The organism is Oharaeibacter diazotrophicus, assembly GCF_004362745.1.
GTDB classification, from domain to species: Bacteria; Pseudomonadota; Alphaproteobacteria; order Rhizobiales; family Pleomorphomonadaceae; genus Oharaeibacter; species Oharaeibacter diazotrophicus.
Map to the genome: position 1 here is coordinate 68349 of NZ_SNXY01000013.1, position 24140 is coordinate 92488.

The 24140-nt window shown below is 72.8% G+C and carries 21 protein-coding genes; 15 read left to right on the forward strand and 6 right to left on the reverse strand.

What is annotated here, in order from left to right:
• The first annotated feature begins 5 nt into the window (after positions 1–5).
• Positions 6–866 carry a DMT family transporter gene (locus tag EDD54_RS22330; RefSeq protein WP_126542024.1) on the forward strand — a complete coding sequence of 287 codons (861 nt, stop codon included), beginning with the start codon at positions 6–8 and terminating at the stop codon, positions 864–866.
• A 67-nt stretch (positions 867–933) separates the two neighbouring features.
• Here the strand turns inward: EDD54_RS22330 and EDD54_RS22335 are convergent, their stop codons facing one another.
• Positions 934–1950 carry a hypothetical protein gene (locus EDD54_RS22335; protein WP_126542023.1) on the reverse strand — a complete coding sequence of 339 codons (1017 nt, stop codon included), beginning with the start codon at positions 1948–1950 and terminating at the stop codon, positions 934–936.
• A gap of 661 nt (positions 1951–2611) precedes the next feature.
• Here EDD54_RS22335 and EDD54_RS22340 point away from each other — a divergent pair.
• From EDD54_RS22340 to EDD54_RS22350, 3 genes are all read left to right on the forward strand, one after another.
• The gene (locus EDD54_RS22340; protein ID WP_126542022.1) at positions 2612–3871 is read left to right on the forward strand and encodes an ADP-dependent glucokinase/phosphofructokinase; all 1260 of its coding nucleotides are present in this window, start codon (positions 2612–2614) and stop codon (positions 3869–3871) included.
• A 117-nt stretch (positions 3872–3988) separates the two neighbouring features.
• On the forward strand, positions 3989–4762 hold the full coding sequence (locus EDD54_RS22345; RefSeq protein WP_126542021.1) for an SDR family NAD(P)-dependent oxidoreductase: 774 nt from the start codon (positions 3989–3991) through the stop codon (positions 4760–4762).
• A 52-nt stretch (positions 4763–4814) separates the two neighbouring features.
• Positions 4815–5645 (forward strand): DeoR/GlpR family DNA-binding transcription regulator, encoded by an 831-nt coding sequence (locus EDD54_RS22350; protein ID WP_425375010.1) that lies wholly within the window; start codon positions 4815–4817, stop codon positions 5643–5645.
• Here the strand turns inward: EDD54_RS22350 and EDD54_RS22355 are convergent.
• On the reverse strand, positions 5627–6841 hold the full coding sequence (locus EDD54_RS22355; protein WP_126542019.1) for an ROK family transcriptional regulator: 1215 nt from the start codon (positions 6839–6841) through the stop codon (positions 5627–5629). The genes EDD54_RS22350 and EDD54_RS22355 overlap by 19 nt on opposite strands.
• Positions 6842–7009: 168 nt before the next feature.
• Between EDD54_RS22355 and EDD54_RS22360 the strand changes: the two genes are divergently transcribed.
• The 4 genes from EDD54_RS22360 to EDD54_RS22375 all read left to right on the forward strand — a co-directional run bounded on the left by EDD54_RS22360 (position 7010) and on the right by EDD54_RS22375 (position 11818).
• Positions 7010–8065, forward strand: coding sequence for a sugar ABC transporter substrate-binding protein (locus EDD54_RS22360; RefSeq protein WP_126542018.1), 1056 nt, complete (start codon positions 7010–7012; stop codon positions 8063–8065).
• Positions 8066–8297: 232 nt separating this feature from the next.
• Positions 8298–9383, forward strand: a complete 1086-nt coding sequence (locus tag EDD54_RS22365; RefSeq protein WP_126542017.1) for an ABC transporter permease — start codon at positions 8298–8300, stop codon at positions 9381–9383.
• A 56-nt stretch (positions 9384–9439) separates the two neighbouring features.
• Positions 9440–10156, forward strand: a complete 717-nt coding sequence (locus EDD54_RS22370; RefSeq protein ID WP_126542098.1) for an ATP-binding cassette domain-containing protein — start codon at positions 9440–9442, stop codon at positions 10154–10156.
• Positions 10157–10258: 102 nt separating this feature from the next.
• Positions 10259–11818: an FGGY-family carbohydrate kinase gene (locus tag EDD54_RS22375; RefSeq protein WP_126542016.1), complete on the forward strand. Its 1560-nt coding sequence runs from the start codon at positions 10259–10261 to the stop codon at positions 11816–11818.
• 65 nt (positions 11819–11883) lie between these two features.
• Here the strand turns inward: EDD54_RS22375 and pdxA are convergent, their stop codons facing one another.
• The 4 genes from pdxA to EDD54_RS22395 form a co-directional block, all read right to left on the reverse strand.
• Positions 11884–12864 carry a 4-hydroxythreonine-4-phosphate dehydrogenase PdxA gene (pdxA, locus tag EDD54_RS22380; RefSeq protein ID WP_126542015.1) on the reverse strand — a complete coding sequence of 327 codons (981 nt, stop codon included), beginning with the start codon at positions 12862–12864 and terminating at the stop codon, positions 11884–11886.
• 44 nt (positions 12865–12908) lie between these two features.
• Positions 12909–14036, reverse strand: coding sequence for an iron-containing alcohol dehydrogenase (locus EDD54_RS22385; RefSeq protein WP_126542014.1), 1128 nt, complete (start codon positions 14034–14036; stop codon positions 12909–12911).
• Positions 14037–14121: 85 nt separating this feature from the next.
• A complete protein-coding gene (locus tag EDD54_RS22390) occupies positions 14122–15294 on the reverse strand; it encodes a sialidase family protein (RefSeq protein ID WP_126542096.1) in 1173 nt (390 codons plus the stop codon).
• A gap of 50 nt (positions 15295–15344) precedes the next feature.
• The gene (locus EDD54_RS22395; protein ID WP_126542013.1) at positions 15345–16250 is read right to left on the reverse strand and encodes a dihydrodipicolinate synthase family protein; all 906 of its coding nucleotides are present in this window, start codon (positions 16248–16250) and stop codon (positions 15345–15347) included.
• Positions 16251–16550: 300 nt separating this feature from the next.
• Between EDD54_RS22395 and EDD54_RS22400 the strand changes: the two genes are divergently transcribed.
• The 7 genes from EDD54_RS22400 (at position 16551) to EDD54_RS22430 (ending at position 24120) form a co-directional block, all read left to right on the forward strand.
• Entirely contained in the window at positions 16551–18194 is a 1644-nt protein-coding gene (locus EDD54_RS22400) for an ABC transporter substrate-binding protein (protein WP_126542012.1), read from the forward strand.
• Positions 18195–18348: 154 nt separating this feature from the next.
• Positions 18349–19305: an ABC transporter permease gene (locus tag EDD54_RS22405; RefSeq protein WP_126542011.1), complete on the forward strand. Its 957-nt coding sequence runs from the start codon at positions 18349–18351 to the stop codon at positions 19303–19305.
• A gap of 1 nt (position 19306) precedes the next feature.
• Positions 19307–20290 (forward strand): ABC transporter permease, encoded by a 984-nt coding sequence (locus EDD54_RS22410; RefSeq protein WP_126542010.1) that lies wholly within the window; start codon positions 19307–19309, stop codon positions 20288–20290.
• A 14-nt stretch (positions 20291–20304) separates the two neighbouring features.
• Positions 20305–21306 carry an ABC transporter ATP-binding protein gene (locus EDD54_RS22415; protein ID WP_126542009.1) on the forward strand — a complete coding sequence of 334 codons (1002 nt, stop codon included), beginning with the start codon at positions 20305–20307 and terminating at the stop codon, positions 21304–21306.
• The gene (locus EDD54_RS22420; protein ID WP_126542008.1) at positions 21306–22298 is read left to right on the forward strand and encodes an ABC transporter ATP-binding protein; all 993 of its coding nucleotides are present in this window, start codon (positions 21306–21308) and stop codon (positions 22296–22298) included. Before EDD54_RS22415 ends, EDD54_RS22420 begins: the two co-directional genes overlap by 1 nt.
• Positions 22295–23365, forward strand: a complete 1071-nt coding sequence (locus tag EDD54_RS22425) for a four-carbon acid sugar kinase family protein (RefSeq protein WP_126542007.1) — start codon at positions 22295–22297, stop codon at positions 23363–23365. Before EDD54_RS22420 ends, EDD54_RS22425 begins: the two co-directional genes overlap by 4 nt.
• Positions 23362–24120 (forward strand): FadR/GntR family transcriptional regulator, encoded by a 759-nt coding sequence (locus tag EDD54_RS22430; RefSeq protein WP_126542006.1) that lies wholly within the window; start codon positions 23362–23364, stop codon positions 24118–24120. Before EDD54_RS22425 ends, EDD54_RS22430 begins: the two co-directional genes overlap by 4 nt.
• Positions 24121–24140: the final 20 nt, after the last annotated feature.

A 24140-nucleotide genomic window follows, 5' to 3' on the forward strand; every position in this document is an offset into this window, starting at 1 on the left:
CGATCTTGCGTGCCGCCCCCGCCGCGCTCGCCTTCGCGCTGCTCGCCTTCGTGCTGTTCCCGCTGCAGGACGCGGGCCTGAAGGCGCTGGTGACGGCGGCGCCGGTCTGGCAGCTGATGGCGGTGCGCTCCGGCCTCGTCGTCGCGGTGGCGCTGGTGGTCGGGCGCGGCCGGATCTGGCGGCGGATCGCCGCCTCGCCGCAGCCGGGGATGCTCGCCCTCAGGGCCGCGGTGATGCTGATCGCCTGGCTGTGCTTCTACCGCGCCGCCGGCGAGATGCCGCTGGCACAGCTCTCGACGCTCTACTTCGTCGCGCCGGTGTTCGTGACCATGGCGGCCGGGCCGGTGCTCGGCGAGCGGATCGGGCCGCGGCAATGGCTGGCGGTGGCGCTCGGGTTCGCCGGCGTCGTCACGGCGTCGGGCGTGACCTCGTTCGACGTCTCGCCCTTCGTGGCGCTGGCGCTGCTCGCGGCGCTGTTCTGGGCGGCGGCGCTGATCATGCTGCGCAGGATGGCGCCCGAGGACGGGCCGGTGATCCAAGTCGTCAGCAGCAACGCGCTGTTCCTGGCCGCGACCGCCCCCGGCTTCGCCGTGGCGCCGCTCGCCCTCGACGGCCCCGCCCTCGCCTTCATGACCGTGATCGCGGTGATCGGCGCGCTCGGCCAGCTCACCGTCTACGAGGCGGCGCGGCGGATGCCGGCGTCGCTGATCGCGACCCTGGAATACACCTCGATCCTGTGGGCCTTCCTGTTCGGCCGGATCTTCTTCGGCGAGGTCCCCGGCTGGAACGTGCTCGCCGGCGCCGCCCTGGTGGTCGCCTCCGGCCTCGTCGCCGTCACCGGCGGGCGGCGCGCCGAGGCGGCCTGAACGGAGACGCGACCGCCCTCCCCCGCGCGGGCGGGAGAGGGCGGCGGCTGGACGATCGGTTCCCGGCTCAAGCCGCCTTGGCGGCGGCGGGCTTCAGGACCTCCTCGGTGATCTGGAGGTCGTCGGCGAGCGAGCGGGCCGGGGCGATGCCGAGGGTCTGCAGCGCGCCGTGGTAGGCGCGGACCGCCTCGTCGGTGGCCATGGCGCCCTCGACGACGGCGCGCATCAGCTCGATCAGGCGCAGCGGCGCCTCGGCGAGATTGATCTTGCGGCCGAACAGGGCGAGACGGCCGCCGTAACGCTCGGTCTGGGCGATCAGCTCGAAGGTGTCGCGGGTGGTGCCGGCGCCGCCGCCGAGGATGCCGACGATCAGCTCTCTGTCGAAGCTCGCGAGTTCCTCGAGCGCGGCCGGGCCGTTGTAGACCGTCTTCAGGAACAGCGGGCGCTCGGCGCGCGGCACGCTGGCGAGCGACTTCAGGATGTGGTCGTTGACGAACTCGCCGATCTCGGCGCGGGTCATGCCGATGTCGACGTTCGGGTTGAAGATCTCGTAGAAGTACTTCATGCCGCAGGCCGCCGCCTCGGCGCGGAAGGCGGCGAATTCCTCGAGGGTGCGGACGTCCCGGTCGGGATCGTTGGTGAAGCACACCGAGTAGAGGCAGAGGTCGGTGCCGGTGGTCGGGTAGTTGGCGATGGCCCGCTGCAGGTGGGTGTCGCGGAACGGCCGCGACGGCGCCTCGGCGTAGCGGCCGTGGCGCACGCCGGCCCAGCACATCGTCTCGAGGTTGCCGCGGATCGCCGGCTTGACGGCGCTGCCGACGAAGGCGCGGCGCTCGTCGAGCAGCTCGAGGTTCGACTGCGACACCAGCATCAGGTCGACCACGTCGTGGCGGACGATCTCCTCGATGTGGGCGACGAACTCCTGGCGGGTGCGCCGGCGCTTCGGCTTGGCCGACCAGTCGAAGCCCGAGGCGGTGACGCCGGCGCCGACGTCGCCGTCCTTGGCGTCGGCGATCATGAAGTCGGCCGGCGTGTAGCGGCCCGCCCGAATGTTGGCGAGCTTGGTGTCGAGACGGGTGAGCATGATGGCCTCGTCGGCAAATGCGCGGAAAGGACGGCCGATCGCCTCCCGCGCCGGCCCCGATCCCGAGCGCACGCTCGTCGATCTACCATATTTTGTCAATCTCTATCTTTTTGTTGTGAGAGAGGGGTACGGGTGGCGGACGTCGTGGCGCAGCGCTCGGGCGCGGACCTTCGGGACGGGGGATTTCCGAGCCGTTTCGCGGCGTTGCATGAATCGGCCCCGCCGACGCCGATGCTGCCAAACTCCACCACATGGCGCCAAGTCCACGACGGCGGCGAGGGGCAGGCCAAGGGTGTCGAGGCCTCCCACCGCCGCCCCGGACCACAGCGCCGCGATGAAGAAGGATCGCGCGACACCTTCTCCCCTCGGGGGAGAAGGTGGCCCGGAGGGCCGGATGAGGGGGAGACACGCGGCTTGCCGATCGTTCACCCGCAACGGAAAGCTCCTCCGTCGCCCGCGGAGGCTCCCCCTCATCCGCCGGCTGGCGCCGGCACCTTCTCCTGCGAGGGGAGAAGGGCGCGCGCCACTTCCTATTGCCTACTGCCCACTGCCTACTGCCCACTCCCCCTCCCGCCCCACCGTTGACATTTGAGAGATCCTGATCGATCGTGACGGAAATTTCGGCGCCGGGGCAACCGGGCCGCGGGAGGAGATCGCCGGGATGGACGCCACTGACGAGTGGTCGGCGCGCTACGACGCCCTGGCGCGGACGCTGCCGGTCGGGCCGGACGAGGCGGCCCGGCTCGCGGCGGCGCCGTTCCTGTTCGGCATGAACATCTGCGTCGACGCCCGGGTGGATCTCTCCGATCCCGCCGCGATGGCGGTGCTGACCGGCGCGCCCGAGGGCAGCCCGGCGCACGGCCTCGCCCGCGAGATCCTCGCCCGGGTCGCGCGCGGCGTCGGCGGCGAGGTGCGGTTCGACTGGGCGGAGGGGCCGGACTGGCTGCGCGGGCGGATGCCGTTCCGCCCCGCCCTCGGCGGCACCGGCCCGCAGGCGGCGGCGGTGCTGGCGCGGCTCGGCGCGCGCGCCGCGATCCCGCTCGAGGACCGCACGGTGCCGATGCTGGCGCTGATCCCGCCGGGGGTGTCGATCGCCGACGGCGGCGCGTGGGTCGGCGCGGCCGAGGTCGCCCCCTGCCGCGATCCGGTCGCGGAGATCTACATCTTCGAATACACCGCCGGCCGACCGGTCGCGGGGGTCGTGCCGCCGCGCTCGTCGCGGATCATCGTGCGCTTCTCCGACCGCGGCATCCAGCGCGACCCCGCCTTCGAGGCGATGGCGGCCGGCATCGCGGCGCGGGCGCCGGCGGCGCTGGTCTCCGGCCTCAACGACGAACCGGCGTCGAACGTCGGCGCCGCCGGCCGCCACGTCTTCGGGTTGGCGCGGTCCTGGCGCGACGCCGGGCTCGCCACCATCCATTTCGAACTCGCCGGCTACGTCTCGCAGGCTGCGGTCGCCGAGGCGCTGGAACTCGCGCACGGGGCGGTGACCTCGCTCGGCATGAGCCATTCCGAGCTCCTGGCCATGGACCCCGACGCCGCCGACCCGACCGCGGCGATGATGGCGCTCGGCGACCGGCTCGGGCTCGACCGCGTCTGCGTCCACGCCGACGGCTGGGCCGCCGCGGTCACGCTCGGGGACCCGGAGGTCGAGCGCGACGCGCTGATGGCGGGATGCCTCGCCGCCTCGGCGCGCGCCGCCGCCGGAATGCCGGTGGCCGCCCCCGCGGTCGACCCGCGCGCCCGTTTCGAGGCCCTGCCCTTCCCCGAACGCGCCCGGATCGGCCGCTGGACCTTCGTCGCCTGTGCCTCGCCCTATCTCGACGCGCCGGCGACCACGCTCGGCCTCGGCGACAGCTTCACCGCCGGCTGCCTGCTCGTGCTCGGCCGCGCCGCCATCCGCACCGCCGCCCCCGCCTGATCCGCCCCCGGCCCGGGCTCCAGCCCCCGAAGCCCGACTGCCGACTGCCGACAGCCGAAGCCCTACTGCCTACTGCCTACTGCCTACTGCCTACCGCCCCCCTCCCCCGGAGCCCCCATGTACCTCTCCCTCCTCCGCCTCGACGGCCGCACCGCCTTCGTCACCGGCGGCGGGCGCGGCATCGGGCTGTGCACCGCCGAGGCGCTGGCCGAGGCGGGGGCGCGGGTGATCGTTTCCGACGTCGACGGCGCGGTGCTGGCGGACGGGATCGCCCGGCTCGCGGCCAAGGGTTACGCCGCCGAGGGGGTCGTGCTCGACGTCGCCGATTCCGCCGCGGTCGAGGCGGCGGCGGCGGAGGCGAACGCCCGCCACGGCGCGGTCGACATCCTGGTGGCGAACGCCGGCATCGCTTGGCCGGACACGGCCGGCGAGGATCTCTCCGACGCGGCGTGGCGCAAGGTGATGGCGATCGACCTCGACGGCGCCTACTGGTGCTGCCGCGCCTTCGGCCGGGCGATGTTGGCGCGCGGGCGCGGGGCGATCGTCACGGTCGGGTCGATGTCCGGCACGATCTCCAACAAGCCGCAGCGTCAGGTCCACTACAACGCCGCCAAGGCGGGCCTGCACCACATGACCCGTTCGCTCGCCGGCGAATGGGCGCCCCGCGGCGTCCGGGTCAACTGCGTGGCGCCGACCTACGTCGACACCGCGATGTCGCGCGACAGCTTCACGGACGAGGCGCGCATGCCGATCTGGATGGACATGACGCCGATGCGCCGGCCGGCCAAGCCCGAGGAGATCGCCGCGCCGATCCTGTTCCTCGCCTCGGACGCGGCCAGCGCGATGACCGGGGCGGTGGTGCCGGTGGATTGCGGCTATACCGTTTGGTAAGGATTCGCGGTCCGGCGGACGGCCGCCCGAGGGTGGGGATCGCGGAATGGAGATGCCGGCGAAGCGCGTGGAGATGGTGCCGGCCAAGCGGCGGGCGCTGATCCTCGAGCATCTGAGGATCAACGGCGCTGCGAGCATCCAGGAGTTGGCGGACACCATCGGCGGCTCGCAGTCGACGGTCCGGCGCGACCTCGAGCACCTCGTCGAGCGCGGTTATCTCGAGCGCACCCACGGCGGCGCCCACCTGTTGCAGCCGATGCGCGCCACGTTCGAGCGTGAGAACTCGGTCAACGCGCAGCTGCAGCGGGCCGAGAAGGTCGCGATCGGCCGGGAGGCGGCGCGGCGGCTGTCGGCGCGCGACAGCGTGATGATGGACGCCTCCTCGACGGTGATGGAGGCGGTGCGCGCCGCCGCCGACCGCGACCTGCCGCTGACCATCGTCACCAACAGCCTGGAAATCGCCGACTTCGCCGCCGACGTGAAGTCGTGGCGCGTGATCCTGCCGGGCGGCACGATCCGGCCAGGCTACCGCCATTTCGCCGGCGAGCCGGGCGAGAGCTTCATCCGCTCGCTGCACGCCGACCTCTGCCTCGCCGGCGCCTCGGCGATCACCGGCACGCTGATCACCGACGTCTCGCTCGAGATCGCCGCGATCAAGCGGGCGATGATCGCTTCGGCGCGCCGCACCATCCTGCTCGCCGACAGCTCGAAGTTCGCGGCGCCGAATTTCTGCACCACCTGCGAGGTCGCCGAGGTCGACGAGCTGATCACCGACGACGGCGTCGCCGAGGAACTCCTGACGCCGATCCGCCTCGCCGAGCGCAAAGTGACGCTGGTGGCGCCGCAGCGCTCCCGCGCCGCCGCTCAGGACGCCCGGGCGTAGCGGGCGACGACGTCGTCGGCGTTCAGCGGCGAGGTCGCCTCCTCGACGACGAGCAGCGCCGCGCCGACGATGCCGGCGTCGGGATCGGGCGGCGAGACGGCGATCTCGAGCTCGCGCGTCGCCAGCGGCAGCGAGCGGCTGTAGATCATCTCGCGCACGCCCGAGAGCAGGTATTCCTCGACACCGGCGAGCGTGCCGCCGATCACGATCCGGCTCGGGTTCAGGATGCTGACCACGTTGGCGAGCACCTCGCCGAGGATGCGGCCGGACTGGCGCACGAGGTTGATGGCGTGCGGCTCGCCGGCCCGCACCAGCGCCACCACGTCGCGGGCGGTCTCGGCCGGGATGCCCTCGGCGCGGAGGTCGCGCGCGATCGCCCAGCCGGCGGCGCGGGCCTCGACGCAGCCGATCTTGCCGCAGCGGCAGAGCGGCGCCGGCTGGCGCATGAACTGGATGTGGCCGATGTCGCCGGCGGCCCCCTGCGCGCCGCGGTAGATCCGGCCGTCGGCGACGATGCCGCTGCCGATGCCGGTGCCGATCTTGACGTAGAACAGGTGGCGGGCGTCGCGGCGGGCGCGGCGGTAGTCGGCGAGCATCAGGAGGTTGACGTCGTTCTCGGCGAAGAGGGGCGCCTCGAAGCGGTCGGCGAACCAGCCGCGGATGTCGAAGTCGTCCCAGCCGGTCATCACCGAGGGTCCGACGACGCGGCCGCGGGCGTAGTCGACCGGCGCCGGCAGCGACAGGCCGACGCCGAGCACGTCGCGGCGGGAACGGCCGGCGCGCGCGAGCAGGGCGTCGAAGCTCGCCAGCAGGAATTCCAGCGCCGGCACCGGGCCGCGGCGGATGTCGACCGCCTCGGTCAGACCGTCGAGGACGGTGCCGTCGAGCGTCGTCAGCGCGACGTGGGTGCGTTCCTCGCCGATGTCGGCGGCGAGCGTCAGCGCGAAGGTGGTGTTGAGCCGGAGGAGCCGCGCCGGCCGGCCGCCGCTGCGCATGGTCTCGTCGGCCTCGTCGACGAGACCGGAGCCGAGCAGCACCGACAGCCGCTGCGCCACCGTCGCCCGCGACAGGCCCGAGAGGTCGGCGAGCTCGGCGCGCGAGCGCGCCCGTCCCGCCGCGATCAGCGCCAGCAGCGCCCCCTCCCCGCCCGCGCCGGACGACGCCCCGCCCCCGGCCCAGGATCCCTGCCCGATCATGCCCGTCTCCTTCACCCGCGGCGGATCATAGCCGATGCGGTCGATCCGAATATATGTCGAAAATCACGCAAAACATCGACTCATTCGGATTGACGACGACGGAATCATGTCGCACAAACGACGTACTGGAAGAGATGTGCCGCACTCTTCTGGACAAGGGAGGAAACAATGCGCACCTATTCGTCGTCGCGCGTCGCCGCGCGCGCAACCCTGCTCGCGTCCGCCGCCGCCTTCGGTCTCGCCCTTCTCGCCGGCGCCCCGTCGGCCCGGGCCGAGGACGTCCTGATCGGCGTCATCACCAAGACCGAGGCCAATCCGTTCTTCGCCAAGATCCGCGAAGGCGCGACCCAGAAGGCCGCCGAGCTCGGCGGCGTCACCATCCAGAGCTACGCCGGCAAGTTCGACGGCGACAACGACAGCCAGGTCACGGCCGTCGAGAACCTGATCTCGGCCGGCGCCAAGGGCATCCTGATGGTGGCCAGCGACACCAAGGCGATCGTGCCGGTGATCGAGAAGGCCCGTCAGGCCGGCATCCTCGTGATCGCGCTCGACACCCCGCTCGACCCGGCCAACGCCGCCGACGCCACCTTCGCCACCGACAACGTCAAGGCCGGCGAGCTGATCGGCCAGTGGGCCGCCAAGACGGTCGCCGACCCGGCGAACGCCAAGGTCGCCTTCCTCGACGCGCTCGAGAACCAGCCGACCGTCGACGCCGCCCGCGACCAGGGCTTCATGAAGGGCTTCGGCATCGACCCGAAGGACATGTCGCGCTACCTCGACGAGGACGATCCGCGCATCGTCGGCCACCAGTGGGGCAAGGGCTCGGAAGAGGGCGGGCGCACCGGCATGGAGCTCCTGCTCCAGAAGGACCCGACGCTCTCCGTGGTCTACACCATCAACGAGCCGACCGCCGCCGGCGCCTACGAGGCGCTGAAGGCCGCCGGCATGGAGGGCAACGTCCTCATCACCTCGGTCGACGGCGGCTGCCCGGGCGTCCAGAACGTCAAGGCCGGCGTGATCGGCGCGACGTCGATGCAGTTCCCGCTGATGATGGCCTCGCTCGGCGTCGAGGCGATCGTGAAGTTCGTCAAGACCGGCGAGAAGCCGGCCCCGACCCCCGGCCTCGACTTCTTCGACACCGGCGTGAAGCTGGTCACCGACAAGCCGGTCGAGGGCGTCGAGTCGATCACCTCCGAGGAAGCGCTGAAGCTCTGCTGGGGCTGACGGTTCCCGACCGCGCCGCCGCCCCCACCCGGTCGGCGGCGGCGCGGGACGAGGACGACCGCATCCCCGCACGGCGGCCGGCGTCCCCTCGATCCCCCCATTTCCCACGGGGGGACGCCGGAGCGCCGCCCGTGGGCGGCGTCCGTCCGCCGATTCGCGCCGCCCGCGGGCGGCGTCGCGCCGCGACGCGCGACGGGCGGCCCGCCCGCCGTTCCGGCCCGGAGGTGACATCATGAGCGACAGCGAGACCCCCGCCGCGCGGCGGGCCGCCGACTACGAGGGCGCCTTGGCCGGCGCCGATGCCACCGTCGCCGCCTTCGGCGAGGGGCCGGCCTCCCCGATCGAGCGCCTGCAGCGCTTCCTGCACGCCTTCCCGATCGCCGTGCCGGTGATCGTGCTGGTGGCGAGCGTGGTGCTGTTCAGCCTGATCGTCGGCAACCGCTTCTACCACCCCTACAATCTCTCGCTGGTCGCCCAGCAGGTCACCATCATCGCCATCATCGGCATCGCCCAGACCGCGGTGATCCTGACGGCCGGCATCGACCTCTCGGTCGGCGCGATCATGGTGCTGACCTCGACGGTGATGGGCCGGCTCGCGGTGCAGTCGGGCGTTCCGGCCGAGCTGGCGCTGCTCGTCGGCCTCGGCATCGGCACGCTCTGCGGCACGATCAACGGCATCCTGATCACCTATGCCCGGCTGCCGCCGTTCATCGTCACGCTCGGCACCTGGAGCGTGTTCGGCGCGCTGAACCTCTGGTATTCGGCGAGCCAGACCATCCGCGCCCAGGAGGTCGCCGCCGCGGCGCCGCTGCTGCAGGCGACCGGTGCGGCCACCAGCCTGTTCGGCGCCCGCATCACCGCCGGCACGGTGCTGATGCTGGTGCTCGCCCTCGTCGCCGGCTACGTCCTCAACCGCACCGCCTTCGGCCGTCACGTCTACGCCACCGGCGACGATCCCGAGGCGGCCCATCTCTCCGGGATCGACACCAGCCGCGTCCTGATCGCGGTCTACGCCCTCGCCGGCTTCGTCGCCGCGGTCGGCGCCTGGGCGCTGATCGGCCGGGTCGGCGCGATCAGCCCGACCTCGGGCTCGGGCGCCAACCTCGATTCGATCACCGCCGCGGTGATCGGCGGCACCTCGCTGTTCGGCGGCCGCGGCTCGATCTCCGGCACGCTGGTCGGCGCGCTGATCGTCGGCGTGTTCCGCAACGGCCTCGCCCTCGGCGGCCTCGACGCGCTGTGGCAGGAGTTCGCGGTCGGCATCCTGATCATCGCCGCCGTCGGCGTCGACCAGTGGATCCGGAGGGTGGCGCAGTGACCGACCTCGTGCTCTCCGCCCGCGGCCTTTCCAAGCGCTACGGCCGCGTCGTCGCCATGGAGCGCGCCGACTTCGACCTGAAGCGCGGCGAGATCCTCGCCGTGATCGGCGACAACGGCGCCGGCAAGTCGACCCTGATCAAGACGCTGGTCGGCGCCGTCGCCCCCGACGCCGGCGAAATCCGCCTCGACGGCGCGCCGGTGCGCTTCGCCTCGCCGCAGGAAGCCCGGCTCGCCGGCATCGAGACGGTCTACCAGTCGCTCGCCCTCTCGCCGGCGCTGTCGATCGCCGACAACCTCTTCCTCGGCCGCGAACTGCGCAGCTCCGGCCCGCTCGGCCGCTTCTTCCGCAACCTCGACAAGGCCGAGATGGCGCGCCAGGCCCGCGTCCACCTGCAGGCGCTCGGGCTCTCCACCGTCCAGGACATCGACCAGCGCGTCGAGACCCTCTCCGGCGGCCAGCGCCAGGGCGTCGCGATCGCGCGCGCCTGCGGCTTCGGCGGCAAGGTCGTGTTCATGGACGAGCCGACCGCCGCCCTCGGCGTCAAGGAATCGCGCAAGGTGCTCGACCTGATCCGCTCGGTGCGCGAGCGCGGCCTGTCCGTGGTGGTGATCAGCCACAACATGCCGCACGTGTTCGAGATCGCCGACCGCATCCACGTCCACCGGCTCGGCCGCCGCATCGCCGTGCTCCGGCCGTCCGACTGCACCATGTCGGACGCGGTCTCGATCATGACCGGCGCCAGCCCGCCGCCCGCCGCGCTCGCGGCCTGACGCGCCGCCGCTGGCGAATCGGTCGGCGGATCGACCACGTTGCACCGGACGGTGGCGACGGCCCGGGCGGACGCGCCCACCCCGACGGGAAAGAACAAGACGATGGCGCCGACTTTTCTCATCGGCCTCGACTTCGGCACGGAATCGGCGCGCGGCGTGCTCGTCGACGTCGCGACCGGCCGCCAGGAGGCCTACCACGTCCACCGCTACCGCCACGGCGTCGTCACCGGCCGGCTCGGCGGCACCGCCCTGCCGCCCGGCTTCGCGCTGCAGGTGCCGGCCGACTATCTCGAGGCCGCCGAGGCGATCCTCGCCGCGATCGGAAGGGGGCGCGAAGTCGCCGCGATCGGCCTCGACTTCACCGCGTCCTCGCCGATGCCGGCGCTTGCCGACGGCACCGCCCTCGCCGACCTGATGCCCGAGGAGCCGCACGCCCAGGTCAAGCTCTGGAAGCACTCGGCCCAGGCCGAGGCCGACCGGCTCGGCGCCGCCGGCGGCGACTTCCTCGCCGACTTCGGCGGCAAGGTCTCCGGCGAGTGGCTGCTCGCCAAGGCGGCCGAGATCGCCACGGCCGCGCCGGAGGTATGGGCCCGCACCGAACGCTTCCTCGAGGCCGGCGACTGGCTGGTCCGCCGGCTCTCGGGCCGCGAGGCGCGCAGCCTCGACTTCGCCGCCTACAAGGCGCAGTGGCGCGAGGGCGCCGGCTATCCCGCCGTCGACGTGCCGGGCCTTTCCGAACGGCTCGCCCCGCCCCTCCCCGTCGGCTCGCCGGCCGGCCGACTGACCGACGACTGGGCCGCCCGCACCGGCATCCTCGGATCGCCGGTGGTCGCGGTGGCGGTGATCGATTCGCACGTGGTGCTGCCCGCGATCGGCGCGGTCGGCGCCGGCGGTTTCGTCGGCGCGCTCGGCACCTCCGCCGCGTTCCTGCTGCTCGGCGCAGAGCGCCGGCCCTTGCCGGCCGGGCTCGAGGGCGCCGCCTTCGGCGCTGTGCTGCCGGGCATCTGGTGCGCCGAGGCCGGACAGGCCGCCTTCGGCGACATGCTCGGCTGGTTCGTCCGCACCTTCCCGCGCGGCGGTTCGGTCGCGGAGAGCTTCGCCGCCTACGACGCCGAGGCGGCCGCCCTCCCCCCCGGCGCCGGCGGCCTCGTCGCGCTCGACTGGTTCGGCGGCAACCGCATCCCGCTCGCCGACGCCAACCTCTCCGGCCTGATCCTCGGCCTCGGCCTTGCGACCAGCGCCGCCGAGATCTACCGCGCCCTGGTCGAGAGCCTCTGCCTCGGCACCCGCTCGATCCTCGAACTCGCCGAGGCCGCCGGCGTGCCGGTGACGCGTGTGGTGATGACCTCGGGCCTCGCCCGCCGCAGCCCCTTCCTGCTCGACACCCTCGCCGACGTGCTGAACCGCCCCGTCGAGGTGCCCGACGTCGACAATCCCACCGCCCTCGGCGCCGCCCTGCACGGCGCCGTCGCGGCCGGCGTAGTGCCGGACTTCCCCGCCGCCGCGGCGCGCTGGGGCGCCCGAACCGCGAGCGTCCACGCCCCCGACCGCGAGCGTGCGTCGACCTACGACGCCCTCTTCGCCGAGTACCGCCGCCTCGCCGGCGACCCCGAGATCCGCGCCGCCATGCACGCCCTGAAGGCGCTCGGCCGGAGGCGCTGAAGGCGAACGGCGGCGGGCCGCCATCGGCCCGCCGTCGCCTGCCGTCCGGGTGTTCCGCTTCGCCGTCAGGCCCGCGGGGCGCCGGCCATCAGGCGGGCGTAGGCGATGGCGGAGAGCATGTTGGCGTGGTGGGCGCGGCCGGTTCCGGCGATGTCGAAGGCGGTGCCGTGGTCGACCGAGACGCGGTCGATCGGCAGGCCGAGCGAGACGTTCACCGCGGTTTCGAAGGCGACCAGCTTGATCGGGATGTGGCCCTGGTCGTGGTACTGCGACACCACGAGGTCGAATGCGCCGCCGAAGGCGCGGGCGTAGACGGTGTCGGCCGAGATCGGGCCGACCACGTCGATGCCCTCGGCGCGGGCGCGCTCCACCGCCGGGGCGACGAAGTCGGTGTCCTCGGTGCCGAACAGGCCGCCCTCGCCGCAATGCGGGTTGATGCCGGCGACGGCGATCCGCGCGGGACGGCCGAGGCGCAGGAAATGGCGGTGGCCGGCGCGGATCGTCTCCAGCACCCGTTCGGTGGTGGCGCGCTCGATCGCGGTGCGCAGCGAGACGTGGGTCGAGACGTGGATGCAGTTGAGCCGCTCGGAGGCGAGCAGCATGAAGGCGGCGCGCCGGCCGGTCAGGTGGGCGAGCAGGCCGGTGTGGCCGTCGTGGTGATGACCGGCGAGGTTCATCGCCTCCTTGTTGATCGGCGCGGTGACGATGACGTCGGCCGCTCCGTCGCTGGCGAGCGCGACCGCGCGGGTGATGAAGCGCACCGCGGCGTCGCCGGCGACCGGATCGACCCGGCCGACCGCCGGCAGCGGCCCGGCCATCGCCACCTCGTCGACGCGGACGCGGCCGTCGGCGGCGTCGGCGGGGCCGAAGGAAAGACCGGTGCCGCAGGTGCGGTCGGCGCGCTCCAGCGCCTCGGTCGCGCCGACCACCACGAAGTCGCCGCGCTCGGCGGCCGGCAGCGCGGCCAGCGCCTTCACGATCACCTCGGGGCCGACGCCCGCGGGATCGCCCATCGTCACCGCCACCCTCACCGGCCTCGTCGCCATCGTCCGTCCTCCAAGTCCGTCGTCGGTCCCGCCGCGGCGGTGTATCAGAACGCCGCCTCGTAGACGGCGAGAATGTCCTCGACCGTGAGGTCGCGCGGATTGTTGTCGAGCAGGCGGCGGATCGCGTGGGCGTCGCGCGCCATGGTCGGAAGGTCGGCGCGGTCGACGCCGAGACCCGACAGCCGCATCTCGATGCCGAGGCCGGCACAGAAGCCGTGCGCCGTCTCGAACACGGCGGCCGGATCCGCCGAGGCAGGGCCGCCGAGGGCCGCGACGACCGCCGCGGTCTTCTCCGGCACCGCCGGCGCGTTGAAGGCGAGCACGTGCGGGAAGATCAGCGCGTTGGCGGCGCCGTGCGGCACCTGCCAGCGGGTGCCGAGCGGATAGGCGAGCGCGTGGCCGGCCGCGGTGTTGACCGGGCCGAGGCAGAAGCCGCCGTAGAGCGAGGCGAGCGCGAGGCCGGCGCGGGCCTCGGCGTCGCCGCCGTCGCGGACCGCGCGGGCGAGGTGGCGGCCGACGAGGCGGAAGCCCTCGGCGGCGTAGAGGTCGATCAGCGGATGGGCCTTGCGGTTGGTGAAAGCCTCGACGCAGTGCGCCATGGCGTCGACGCCGGTGGCGGCGGTCACCGCCGGCGGCACCGAGAAGGTCAGCGCCGGGTCGACCACCGCGAGATCGGCCAGCATGTGCACGCTCTCGACCGCGAGCTTGGAGCGGGTCGCCGGATCGGTGACGAGCGCGCGGATGCCGGCCTCGCTGCCGGTGCCCGCGGTCGTCGGCACCTGCACGAGCCCGACCCTGCGCGGCCCGGCGACCCGGCCGGCGCCGACGACGTCTCGGATGCCCTGCTCGCCGCCGTGCAGCACGGCGACCAGCTTGGCGAGGTCCATGGCGCTGCCGCCACCGAAGCCGACGACGAGGTCCGGCCGCGCCGCGTCCGCGGCGGCGAGGGCGCCGTCGAGATTGTCGGTGTCGGGCTCCGGCTTCACCGCGCCGAACACGGCGACGCGGCCGGGCAGTTCGAGCAGGTCGACCCGGCCGGCGTTGAAGGCGTCGGCGATCACCAGCACGGAGGTGCGCCCGGCGGCGAAGGCGCCGGCGCGGGCGGCCGTGCCGACGCCGAACTCGATCCGCGGCGGGGTGACGAGACCTATGGGCGTCGCGAGTGCGGGCATCGGGGGGAACCTTCGAGCGAGGCCGCCGGGTCGCGGCACGGGATGTAAATTTGTTTATCGCGGACTTGGCTTCGGCGCGCCGAAGTCAGGCGATCGCGCCGATGCCGAGCCGGTCGCGCCAGCCGGGCGCGAGCACGACGTGGCGGATGGCGCGGCGGTAGACCGTGTAGGCGACGTGGAGCGCGCCGTCGGGGCCCTCCGCGAGCGAGGGATAGGAGAACTCGCGGTTCCGGAGTTCCTCCGAGTTGTTGCTGAGGCAGGTGCCCGGGCCGCGCTCGAAGTCGAGCACGCGGACGAAATGCCGGCCGTCCGCCGACAGCGCCAGCGACAGCGGCGCCCGCGGCACGCCCCAGACCGCGGCGCGGGCGGCGGCCGGTGCCGCCGCGGCGGCTGCGACGGGCGCGGCCGTTCCGGCGTCGATCTCGTCGTAGAGCGACAGCCGGCGGTCGGTCGAGGCGGTGGCGTCGACCGGGTTGCAGACCACTGCGATGGTGCCGTCGGCGAGGCGGGCGGCCTGGATCGAGGAGTTGTTGTTCGGCAGGTCGGTGGGCTCCGGCGCGCTCCAGGTCAGGCCGTCGTCCTCGGACCGCGAGACGCGGACGCGCTCGGCGAAGCGGTCGCGGTAGAGCGCGACCATGCGGCCGTGCCCGAGCGGCAGGATGTTCATGTGCACCGCGCCGATGCTGTCCGGCACGTCGCGCATGGTCCAGCTGCGGCCGGCGTCGGTGGAGACCAGCACCGCGGCGGTGTCGACGTCGCCGGACCAGCGCAGTCCAGGCCGGCCGACGCAGCGGAACGCCGGCAGCAGCCAGTTCCCGGCGCCGTTCACGACGATCGGCTGGCGCACGAAGGTGCCGGGCACCTCGCACAGCGGCTCGACCGGCCCGAAGCTGCGGCCGCCGTCGGTCGAGATCCGCCGCTTGACCACGGCGCCGTCCTGGTCGCCGGCGACCTGCGAGGTGAACAGCAGGAACACCCGGCCGTCGGGAGCCGTGAACACCAGCGGGTTCTGCTCGGAGCGCGCGGGGTCGTCGCTGAGCTTCTCCGGCGCGCTCCAACGGTCGGCGCCGGGGGCGAGACGTGACAAGTGGACGGAGATGTCACCCATCCCCTCCATGGTGCCGCCGAACCAGACGCAGGTCAGCGTGCCGTCGGCGAGGAAGGCGAGGTTGGCGGCGTGGTTCTGCACCGCCGGCGACGGCAGGAAGGCGTCGCGGCGGCCGGGCACGCCGGCGTGGTCGCGCAGGATGCCGTCCATCGCCGGGGCGATCGCGGCCGGGTCGATCTCGGGGAGGGTCGCGGGCGGGATCACGGCAGCGTCTCCAGCTTGGCGGCGAGCGCGGCGCGGGCGGCGGCGTCGAGCGCGACCAGCGGCGGCCGGACCCGGGCCAAGCCGTCCTCGCCGGTGGTCGCGGCGACCATGGCCTTGATCGCGGGGATCTGGACGTAGCTGTTGGAGAGGTTGCGCCAGGCCTCGATCCGCGCCTGCGCCGCCGCGACACGGTCGGCCGCGGCGGGGTCGGCGTGATGGTCGTAGACGGTGCGCAAGCTGTCGCCGACGAGGTTGGACGTCGCGGTGATGCAGCCGGCACCGCCGAGGCCCAGCAGCGGCAGCAGCAGCGGGTCGGCGCCGGCCAGCACCGCAAAGCCCGGATGGGCGGCGGCGATCGCCGCCATGTTGGCGAGATCGCCGGCGGAATCCTTGATGCCGACCACGGTGTCCGGGTAGGCGGCGATCAGGCGCGCGATCAGGCCGTGGCCGATCGGAACGCCGGAAACCTGCGGGATGTGGTAGAGCACGACCTCGAGCCGGTCGTCGGCCACGGCGTCGAGAACGTGGGCGTAGGCGGCGTAGAGGCCGTCCTCGGCAACGCCCTTGTAGTAGAACGGCGGCAGCATCACCACGCGCGTGACGCCGAGCGACAGCGCGTGCCGGGTCAATTCGATCGTGTCGGCGAGGGCGCAGAGGCCGGTGCCGGGCATGAGCCGGGCGGGATCGACCCCGCCGGCGACGGCGGCCTCCAGGATGGCGCGACGCTCGGCGAGCGAGAAGGAATTGGCCTCGCCGGTGGTGCCGAGCAACGCGACGCCGTGGCAGCCGGCGTCGAGCAGGCGATGGCAGTGGGCGACGAAACGGGCGAGGTCCGGCGAGAGCTCGGCGTCGAGCGGCGTCACCGCGGCACAATACACCCCGCCGATCCGTGGCTTCGACATCACCGCTCCTCCTCCCCTCCGATGGCCGCTCCCCGGCGGCCCTCGACCGCGCCGGTCGGACCGTTGTGTCCCGCCAGCTGACAATTTGTCAAGTCGTGTCGCGGCGCGACGATCCGATCGATCCAACCGGAACAGCGGATTACCGCGGAATTCTCTTCGTTCTCGGGCGCCATGACGAGAGGATCGGCACATCGCTGTTGACATATTTACAGGAACGCGCCAACGTCGCGCCGACGCCGCACGGCCGCCTGGAGGGGCGGGAACCGCCGCGGACGCACGATCGGAAAAGGGGAGGACGGGATGAGCAGGACTTCCGCAGGCGGCGGCCTCGGCGACGTGTCGCGTCGCACGGCGCTGAAATTCGGTCTCGGCGCCGGTGCCGCGGTGACCGTGTTCGGCCTGTCCGGCCGCATCGTGATGGCCGCCGACGGCCAGGTGCTGAAGGTGGCGAACCCCGCCTTCAACCAGGATTGGTCGCCGCTGCGCGGCGGCGGCGTGCCGTTCCGCTGGAACTCGGCGTGGTGGGCCTCGCCGATGTACTTCGACGGCGCCGGCCAGATCCACCCCTACGTCTTCACCTCGTGGACGCCGAACGCCGACGCCACCGAGTGGACCTTCGCGCTCGATCCGAAGGCGACCTTCTCGGACGGCTCGAAGATCACCGCCGCCGACGTCAAGGGCTCGTGGGAGCTCGCGGCGATGCCCTCGACCAAGAGCCAGCGCGCCGACCAGGTGCTCGCCCACGTCGCGGGCTTCGACGCGGTCGCCGGCGGCGCCACCGAGCTCGCCGGCGTGTCGACGCCCGACGAGGGCACGGTGGTCGTCAAGCTGTCGGCGCCGGACCCGATCTTCTTCATGCGCCTCGCCAACCACATCGTGCCGATCACCAAGGTGTCGCAGTCGCGCGGCTCCGACGGCGCCGAGGTCCAGGACTGGTACATGCCGGACAACGGCGCGGTCTATTCCGGCCCGTTCAAGCTGACCAGCATCGACCTCGACGCCGGCAAGCTGGTGTTCGAGCCGAACGAGAACTTCTTCGGGCCGAAGCCCAAGCTCGCCCGCATCGAGATCGACAGCATCGAGGACAACGTCACCGCGACGTCGCTGCTGCAGTCGGGTGAATACCTCGCCCACACCGAGCTCGTGACCTCCACCATCGTCGACGACCTCGGCGCCGAGTTCGCCGCCGGACCGCAGATCCCGACCAGCCAGCACTTCTGGTTCAACGTCGCCCGCGCGCCGATGGACGACCCGAAGGTGCGCAAGGCGCTGATCCTCGCCGTCGATCGCGAGGGTCTCTTCAAGGCGAGCTTCCCGAAGGGCCCGCACCAGAAGGCCGACCAGATCCTCAACGCCGTTCCCGGCGCCGAGAACTCCGGTTTCGAGCCCTATCCCTACGACCCCACCGAGGCCAAGAAGCTGCTGGCGGAATCGAGCTACGGCGGGCCGGAGCGGCTGCCGCGCCTCCTGTTCGTCGGCATCTCCTCGCCGGCCAACGAGGCGGCGGCGCAGTACATCGCCGAGCAGTGGCGCCAGAACCTCGGCATCACCGCCGTCGACATGAAGCCGCAGCAGGACCAGTACGCCGGCCCCGACCAGAACGCCGTCCAGATCTTCCGCGACGACGTCGGCACCCGCGTGCCGGACGCGGTGTCCTACCTCGCCGGCTCGATCGCCTCGACCTCGGGCAACGCCAAGAACAAGATCGGCGGCTACAAGAACGACAAGGTCGACGCCCTGCTCGCCGAGGCCGCCACCAAGGCCGCCGACGATCCCGAGCGCGTGCGGATGGCGCAGGAGGCGCAGAAGCTGTTCCGCGACGACTTCGTCTTCCTGCCCTGGTACTCGCAGACCATGTCGCGCTGGGCGCGGGCCGAGGTGAAGGGCATGGAGAAGAACCTCGACTGGCAGATCGTCGCCCCCTGGGACATCTCGATCGGCTGACACCGCGCGCCGGCGGTGCCAGCCGCCGGCGCCCTTTCGCCGCCCGACCGCCCTCCCCTTCCTCCCGGGGGCTCGCGGCCGGGCGGCGACTTGCGACGACGGACGCGGGCGACGACGCCGCGAGTCCCCCCGAGCCTCCGGGATCCGAACGACCATGCTGCGCTACGTCGCCACCCGCTTCCTGCTCTGGATCCCCTCGGTGATCCTCGTCATGCTCGGCGTCTACGCCCTCGCCTTCTACGGCGCCGGCGACCCGATCAAGCTGATCTTCCTGCGCGCCCCCGGCGACGTCGCCTACGACCCCGCCCGCATCGAGGCGATCCGGGTCGCCGCCGGGCTCGACCGCTCCTTCGCCGAGCAGTTCGGCGCCTATCTCTGGAACCTCCTCCACTTCAACCTCGGCAACTCGCTGACCTCGGGCCGTTCGGTCTGGGCGATGATCAAGGCGGCGGCGCCGGTGTCGCTGCAGCTCGGCCTCGCCGCGGTGGTGCTGACGGCGGTGGTCGCGGTGCCGCTCGGCATGGTGGCCGCGCTGAACCAGAACACCCGCACCGACTACGCCATCCTCGGCGGCGCGCTGCTGCTCTGGGCGATCCCGCCCTATGTCGCCGGTCCGCTGCTGATGGTCGGGCTGATCATGGTGCTGCCCGACGGCCGCATTCCCTACGGCTGGGGCGGCCTCGCCGACGTCCGGGTGCTGCTGCCGCTGATCGTGCTGTCGTTCCAGCCGATCGCGCTGATCGTGCGCCAGACCCGTGCCGCGGTGATCGAGGTGCTCTCGGAGGATTTCGTGCGCACCGCCCGCGCCAAGGGCGTGCCGGACCTGGTGGTGGCGCTGCGCCACGTGCTCCGGCCGGTGCTGACGCCGGTGGTGACCCAGCTCGGGCTGATCATGATCACCATCGTCAACGGCGCGATCTTCGTCGAACTGGTGTTCGGCCTGCCCGGCCTCGGCCGGCTCACGGTCAAGGCACTGACCGACAACGACTATCCCGTCATCCTCGCCATCACGCTGATCGGGTCCTTCCTGGTGATGCTGTCCAACCTCCTCGTCGACGTCGCCTATCCGCTCCTGGATCCGCGTGCGGCCGACGGCAGCCGGGGACGCTGAGATGTCCGCTCCGACCGCTCCCCTCGCCTCGTCCCCGGGGCCCCTCCCCTCCCCCGCCGCCGACGACGGGCCGACCAGCCTGTGGCGCGACGCCTGGGACCGGCTCGCCCGCAACCGGCTCGCCGTGTTCGGCCTCGTGGTGATCGCGCTGCTCGCGTTCGTCGCCCTGTTCGGGCCGTGGCTGACGCCCTACGACTTCCTGACCCAGGCGCTCGACGCCCGCAACCAGGGCCCCTCGCTCGCCCATCCCTTCGGCACCGACGACCTCGGCCGCGACCTCCTCTCGCGGGTGATCTACGGCACCCGCACCGCCTTCGTGGTCGCGATCGTGGTCACCGGCGTCGCGGTGGCGATCGGCACCGCGCTCGGCGCCGCCGCCGGCTTCTTCGGCGGCTGGACCGACCGGATCGTCAGCTGGGTCACCGACCTCGTGATGAGCGTGCCGAACCTCCTGCTCGTCATCGTCATCAACGCCTCGCTGAAGACGCCGATCGGCGCTTGGATGGAGGCGCGCTACATGGAGACGCTGAACCCGTTCTTCCGCGAGACCATGTGGGTCGACTTCCTGCTGGTGTTCGGTTCGATGGCGCTGATCTCCTGGCCGCCCTACGCCCGCCTCGTGCGCGCCCAGGTACTGTCGATCCGCAACCGGCCCTACGTCACCGCCGCCCGCGCCCTCGGCCTGCCGACCCGGGTGATCCTCGCCCGCTACATCGTGCCGAACGCGCTCGGGCCGCTGATCGTCGCCGTCTCCGCCGGCCTCGGCACCGCGATGGTGCTCGAGAGCGCGTTCTCCTTCCTCGGCGTCGGCGTCAATCCGCCGGTGCCGAGCTGGGGCAACATGATCTCGGACGGCCTCCGGGTCTGGCAGCACCATCCGCACCTGCTGGCGGCGCCGGCCGCGGTGCTCGGCCTCGCCACCGTCGCCTTCTCCTTCCTCGGCGACGGTCTCAACGACGCGCTCAATCCCAGGGGCCAGAAATGACCGGGGGGCCAGAAATGACCGGCGCCGAACGCCTGCTCGACGTCCGCGGCCTCGTCGTCGAGATCGACGGCCGCCGCGGTCCCGCCACCGTCGTCGACGGCATCGACCTCCACGTCGACCGCGGCGAGACCCTCGGCATCGTCGGCGAGAGCGGCTGCGGCAAGAGCCTGACCATGCTCTCGCTGATGCGGCTGCTGCCCAACAAGATCCGCGTCGCCGGCGGCAGCGCCCGCCTCGACGGCCGCGACCTCCTGACGATGTCGCGTGGCGAGATGCGCGAGATCCGCGGCGGCAAGGTCGGTTTCGTGTTCCAGGACCCGATGACCTCGCTGAACCCGGTGATGCGGATCGGCGACCAGATCGCCGAGGCGTTGCGTTACCACCGCCGCCTCGACAAGGCGGCGGCACGGGCCCGCGCCGCCGAACTCCTGCGCCTCGTCGGCATCCCGAGCCCGGAGCAGCGGCTCGACGCCTATCCGCACGAACTATCCGGCGGCATGCGCCAGCGCGTCATGATCGCAATCGGACTTTCTTGCCATCCTGAGTTGTTGATCGCGGACGAACCTACCACCGCGCTCGACGTCACCATCCAGGCCCAGATCGTCGAACTGGTGAAGCGGCTGCGCGCCGAACTCGGCATGTCCGTGGTGTGGATCACCCACGACCTCGCGCTCGTCGCCGGCCTCGCCGACCGCATCGTCGTGCTCTATGCCGGCACCGTGGTCGAGGACGCCCCCGTCGACGACCTGTTCGCCCGGCCGAGCCACCCCTACACCCGCGGCCTGCTCGCCTCGATCCCGAAGCTCTCCGACGCCACCGCGTCGCGGCTGTCGTCGATCGGCGGCACGCCGCCGGAGCCCGGAAGGCGGCCGCCCGGCTGCCCCTTCGCCCCGCGCTGCGCCATGGCCGAGCCGGCCTGCACGGCGGCGGTCCCGAAGCTCCAGGCGCTGCCCGGCGGCGGTAGGCACCGCGTCGCCTGCCCGGTGGCGGTGCGAATCCGCGCGGAGGCGGCGTGATGGACGGCGAAACCCTGATCCGCGTCGAAGGGCTGACCAAGCACTTCCACGTCCGCCTCGGCGCCTTCGGCGAGCGCGCGGCCACCGTCCACGCCCTCGACGACGTCAGCTTCGACATCTTCGAGGGCGAGACGCTGAGCCTCGTCGGTGAGAGCGGCTGCGGCAAGTCGACCACCGGCTTCGCGTTGCTCAACCTGCACCGGCCCTCGGCCGGCCGTGTCGTCTACCGCGGCCGCGACATCGCCGGCCTCGACGAGAAGGCGATGCGGCCGTTCCGGCGCGACCTCCAGATCGTGTTCCAGGATCCCTATTCGACGCTGAACCCGCGCATGACGGTGGGCGAGGCGGTCGCCGAGCCGGTCCGCCACCACGGCCTCGCCAAGGGCGCCGACGTCGCGACCCGCGTCGCCGCCCTGCTCGCAGACGTCGGCCTGCCCGCCCGTTTTGCCGCGCGCTATCCGCACGAGCTCTCCGGCGGCCAGCGCCAGCGCGTCGCGATCGCCCGGGCGCTCGCCTGCCAGCCGCGCTTCGTCGTCTGCGACGAGGCGATCTCGGCCCTCGACGTCTCGATCCAGGCGCAGATCATCAACCTGCTGCTCGACCTCCAGGACAAGTACGGCCTGACCTATCTCTTCATCGCCCACGACCTCGCCGTGGTCCGCCACATCTCGGACCGCGTCGGCGTAATGTATCTCGGCCGCTTCGCCGAGCTCGGCCGGCGCGACCAGGTGTTCGGCGAGCCGCTGCATCCCTACACCCGCGCGCTGCTCTCGGCCGTCCCCGAGGCGGACCCGGAGGTCGAGCGGAACCGGCGCCGACAGGTGCTGCAGGGCGACGTGCCGAGCCCGCTCGACCCGCCGTCCGGCTGCCGTTTCCGCACCCGCTGCCCGATCGCGGTGGCACGCTGCGCCGAGGCGGTGCCGGCCTTCCGCGAGGTCCGGCCCGGCCACCACGTCGCCTGTCATCTGGTCGGGGAGGGCGTGGCGACATGACGGTCCGGGTCGCCATCGTCGCGGACGACCTCACCGGGGCGCTCGACACCGCGGCGCCCTTCGTGTCGGCGGGGCTCGCGGCGGCGGTGGCGGTCACGCCCGCGGCCCTCGACGAGGCGATCGGAACCGGCGCCCGCGTCGTGGCCGTCGCCACCGCGAGCCGCGCCCTGCCGGAGCGGCTCGCCGCCGAGCGGGCGGCGCGGGTCGCCGCCCGGCTCGCCGGCTTCGACGTCGTGGTCAAGAAGATCGACTCGCGCCTCAAGGGCAACGTCGGCGCGGAAGCCGCCGCCGTCGCCGAAGCGACCGGACGACGCCTGCTGGTGGTCGCGCCGGCGGTGCCCGACCAGTCCCGCTTCACGGTCGACGGCCGCGTCACCGGACGCGGCGTGGCCTTGCCGCTGCCGATCGCACCGCTGTTCGCCGGACGGGCGGTCGCGGCCGTGATCCACGACGCCCGCGACGACGGCGACCTCGACCACGTCGCGGCCACCACCGACTGGAGCCACGCCGTCGCGGTCGGCGCCCGCGGGCTCGGGGCCGCCCTCGCGCGCCGCCTCGGCGTCGCCGATCTGGTGGCACGCGCACCCTTCGCGCCGGCCGGCGACACGCTGTTCGCCTTCGGCTCGCGCGACCCGATCACCACCGCCCAGATCGACCGACTGGTTGCCACCGGGCTCGTCGGCCGGCCGGTGGACGCGCCGCACGGCCGGTTCGCCCCCGACGCCCTCCCCGCCCTCCCCGCGGTGCTGCGCTGCACCGGCGCGATCGACGACGACCCCGCCGCGGTGGCCGAACGCTTCGGCGCCGGCGTCGCGACGCTGGTGCGGCGGCTGCGGCCGGCCATGCTGGCGACGGGCGGCGGCGACACCGCGCTCGCGGTGCTCGCCGCCCTCGGCGTCGGCGTGGTTTCGCCGCGCGGCGAGGTCGAGGACGGCGTTCCCTGGTTCACGGTGACGACGAACGATGGCGTCGCCCTCGCCTGCTCTGTAAAGTCGGGCGGGTTCGGGTCGCCGGAGACGCTGCTTCGCCTGTTGCCGCTCGGATCCGCCGCCGGAGTGACTTCGTGAGCCACGCAGAGAACGACGACAGCCGGGAGAAGGGTCTCGCGCGCACCGAGAAGGCCCGCCCGGCCAAGCTGGTGGACCGGGTGGTCGACCAACTGCTCGAGCGCATCAACGCCGGCAACTACGCGCCCGACAGTCGCCTGCCCGGCGAGCACGAGCTCGCCGCCATGCTCGGCGTCTCCCGCCCGGTGGTGCGCGACGCCATCGGCCGACTGCGCGAGAAGGGTCTGGTCTACGCCCGCCAGGGCGCCGGCACCTTCGTCGCCGCCCAGGCGATGCGGGCGCCCCAGCTCGGCTTCAGCCCGGTCCGCTCGATCGCCGACATCCAGCGCTGCTACGAATTCCGCATGACGATCGAGCCGGCGGCGGCCTATTTCGCCGCCCGCCGCCGCGACGCCGCCGCGCTGACCCGGATCGCCGACGCGCTCGCCGAGTTGCGCGAAGCGACGCGCCACCAGCTCCATCGCACCGACGCCGACTTCCAGTTCCACCGCGCGGTCACCGAGGCGGCCAACAACCACTATTACACCGCCTCGCTCGACGCCCTGAAGCAGCACATCGCGGTCGGCATGCACCTGCACGGCTTGTCGCTGGTCGGTCCGCGCCAGATGCTGGAGGGTGTGTTCGAGGAACACCGCGCCATCCATCAGGCCATCGCCGACGGCGACGCCGACCTCGCGCGCAGCCTGATGCTCGACCACCTCACCGGCTCGCGCGACCGTCTGTTCGAGGGCCGCATCCTCGACCTGTCGTTCTGACGGTTTGGGAGAACCGGATC

Coding starts and splice junctions, on each gene's coding strand:
- EDD54_RS22400 (WP_126542012.1), top strand. CDS start 16,551: ATGAGCAGGACTTCCGCAGGCGGCGGCCTCGGCGACGTGTCGCGTCGC.
- EDD54_RS22385 (WP_126542014.1), bottom strand. CDS start 14,036: ATGCCCGCACTCGCGACGCCCATAGGTCTCGTCACCCCGCCGCGGATC.
- EDD54_RS22335 (WP_126542023.1), bottom strand. CDS start 1,950: ATGCTCACCCGTCTCGACACCAAGCTCGCCAACATTCGGGCGGGCCGC.
- EDD54_RS22355 (WP_126542019.1), bottom strand. CDS start 6,841: ATGATCGGGCAGGGATCCTGGGCCGGGGGCGGGGCGTCGTCCGGCGCG.
- pdxA (WP_126542015.1), bottom strand. CDS start 12,864: ATGGCGACGAGGCCGGTGAGGGTGGCGGTGACGATGGGCGATCCCGCG.
- EDD54_RS22395 (WP_126542013.1), bottom strand. CDS start 16,250: ATGTCGAAGCCACGGATCGGCGGGGTGTATTGTGCCGCGGTGACGCCG.
- EDD54_RS22360 (WP_126542018.1), top strand. CDS start 7,010: ATGCGCACCTATTCGTCGTCGCGCGTCGCCGCGCGCGCAACCCTGCTC.
- EDD54_RS22345 (WP_126542021.1), top strand. CDS start 3,989: ATGTACCTCTCCCTCCTCCGCCTCGACGGCCGCACCGCCTTCGTCACC.
- EDD54_RS22390 (WP_126542096.1), bottom strand. CDS start 15,294: ATGGACGGCATCCTGCGCGACCACGCCGGCGTGCCCGGCCGCCGCGAC.
- EDD54_RS22365 (WP_126542017.1), top strand. CDS start 8,298: ATGAGCGACAGCGAGACCCCCGCCGCGCGGCGGGCCGCCGACTACGAG.
- EDD54_RS22425 (WP_126542007.1), top strand. CDS start 22,295: ATGACGGTCCGGGTCGCCATCGTCGCGGACGACCTCACCGGGGCGCTC.
- EDD54_RS22410 (WP_126542010.1), top strand. CDS start 19,307: ATGTCCGCTCCGACCGCTCCCCTCGCCTCGTCCCCGGGGCCCCTCCCC.
- EDD54_RS22350 (WP_425375010.1), top strand. CDS start 4,815: ATGCCGGCGAAGCGCGTGGAGATGGTGCCGGCCAAGCGGCGGGCGCTG.
- EDD54_RS22415 (WP_126542009.1), top strand. CDS start 20,305: ATGACCGGCGCCGAACGCCTGCTCGACGTCCGCGGCCTCGTCGTCGAG.
- EDD54_RS22340 (WP_126542022.1), top strand. CDS start 2,612: ATGGACGCCACTGACGAGTGGTCGGCGCGCTACGACGCCCTGGCGCGG.
- EDD54_RS22420 (WP_126542008.1), top strand. CDS start 21,306: ATGGACGGCGAAACCCTGATCCGCGTCGAAGGGCTGACCAAGCACTTC.
- EDD54_RS22370 (WP_126542098.1), top strand. CDS start 9,440: ATGGAGCGCGCCGACTTCGACCTGAAGCGCGGCGAGATCCTCGCCGTG.
- EDD54_RS22375 (WP_126542016.1), top strand. CDS start 10,259: ATGGCGCCGACTTTTCTCATCGGCCTCGACTTCGGCACGGAATCGGCG.
- EDD54_RS22405 (WP_126542011.1), top strand. CDS start 18,349: ATGCTGCGCTACGTCGCCACCCGCTTCCTGCTCTGGATCCCCTCGGTG.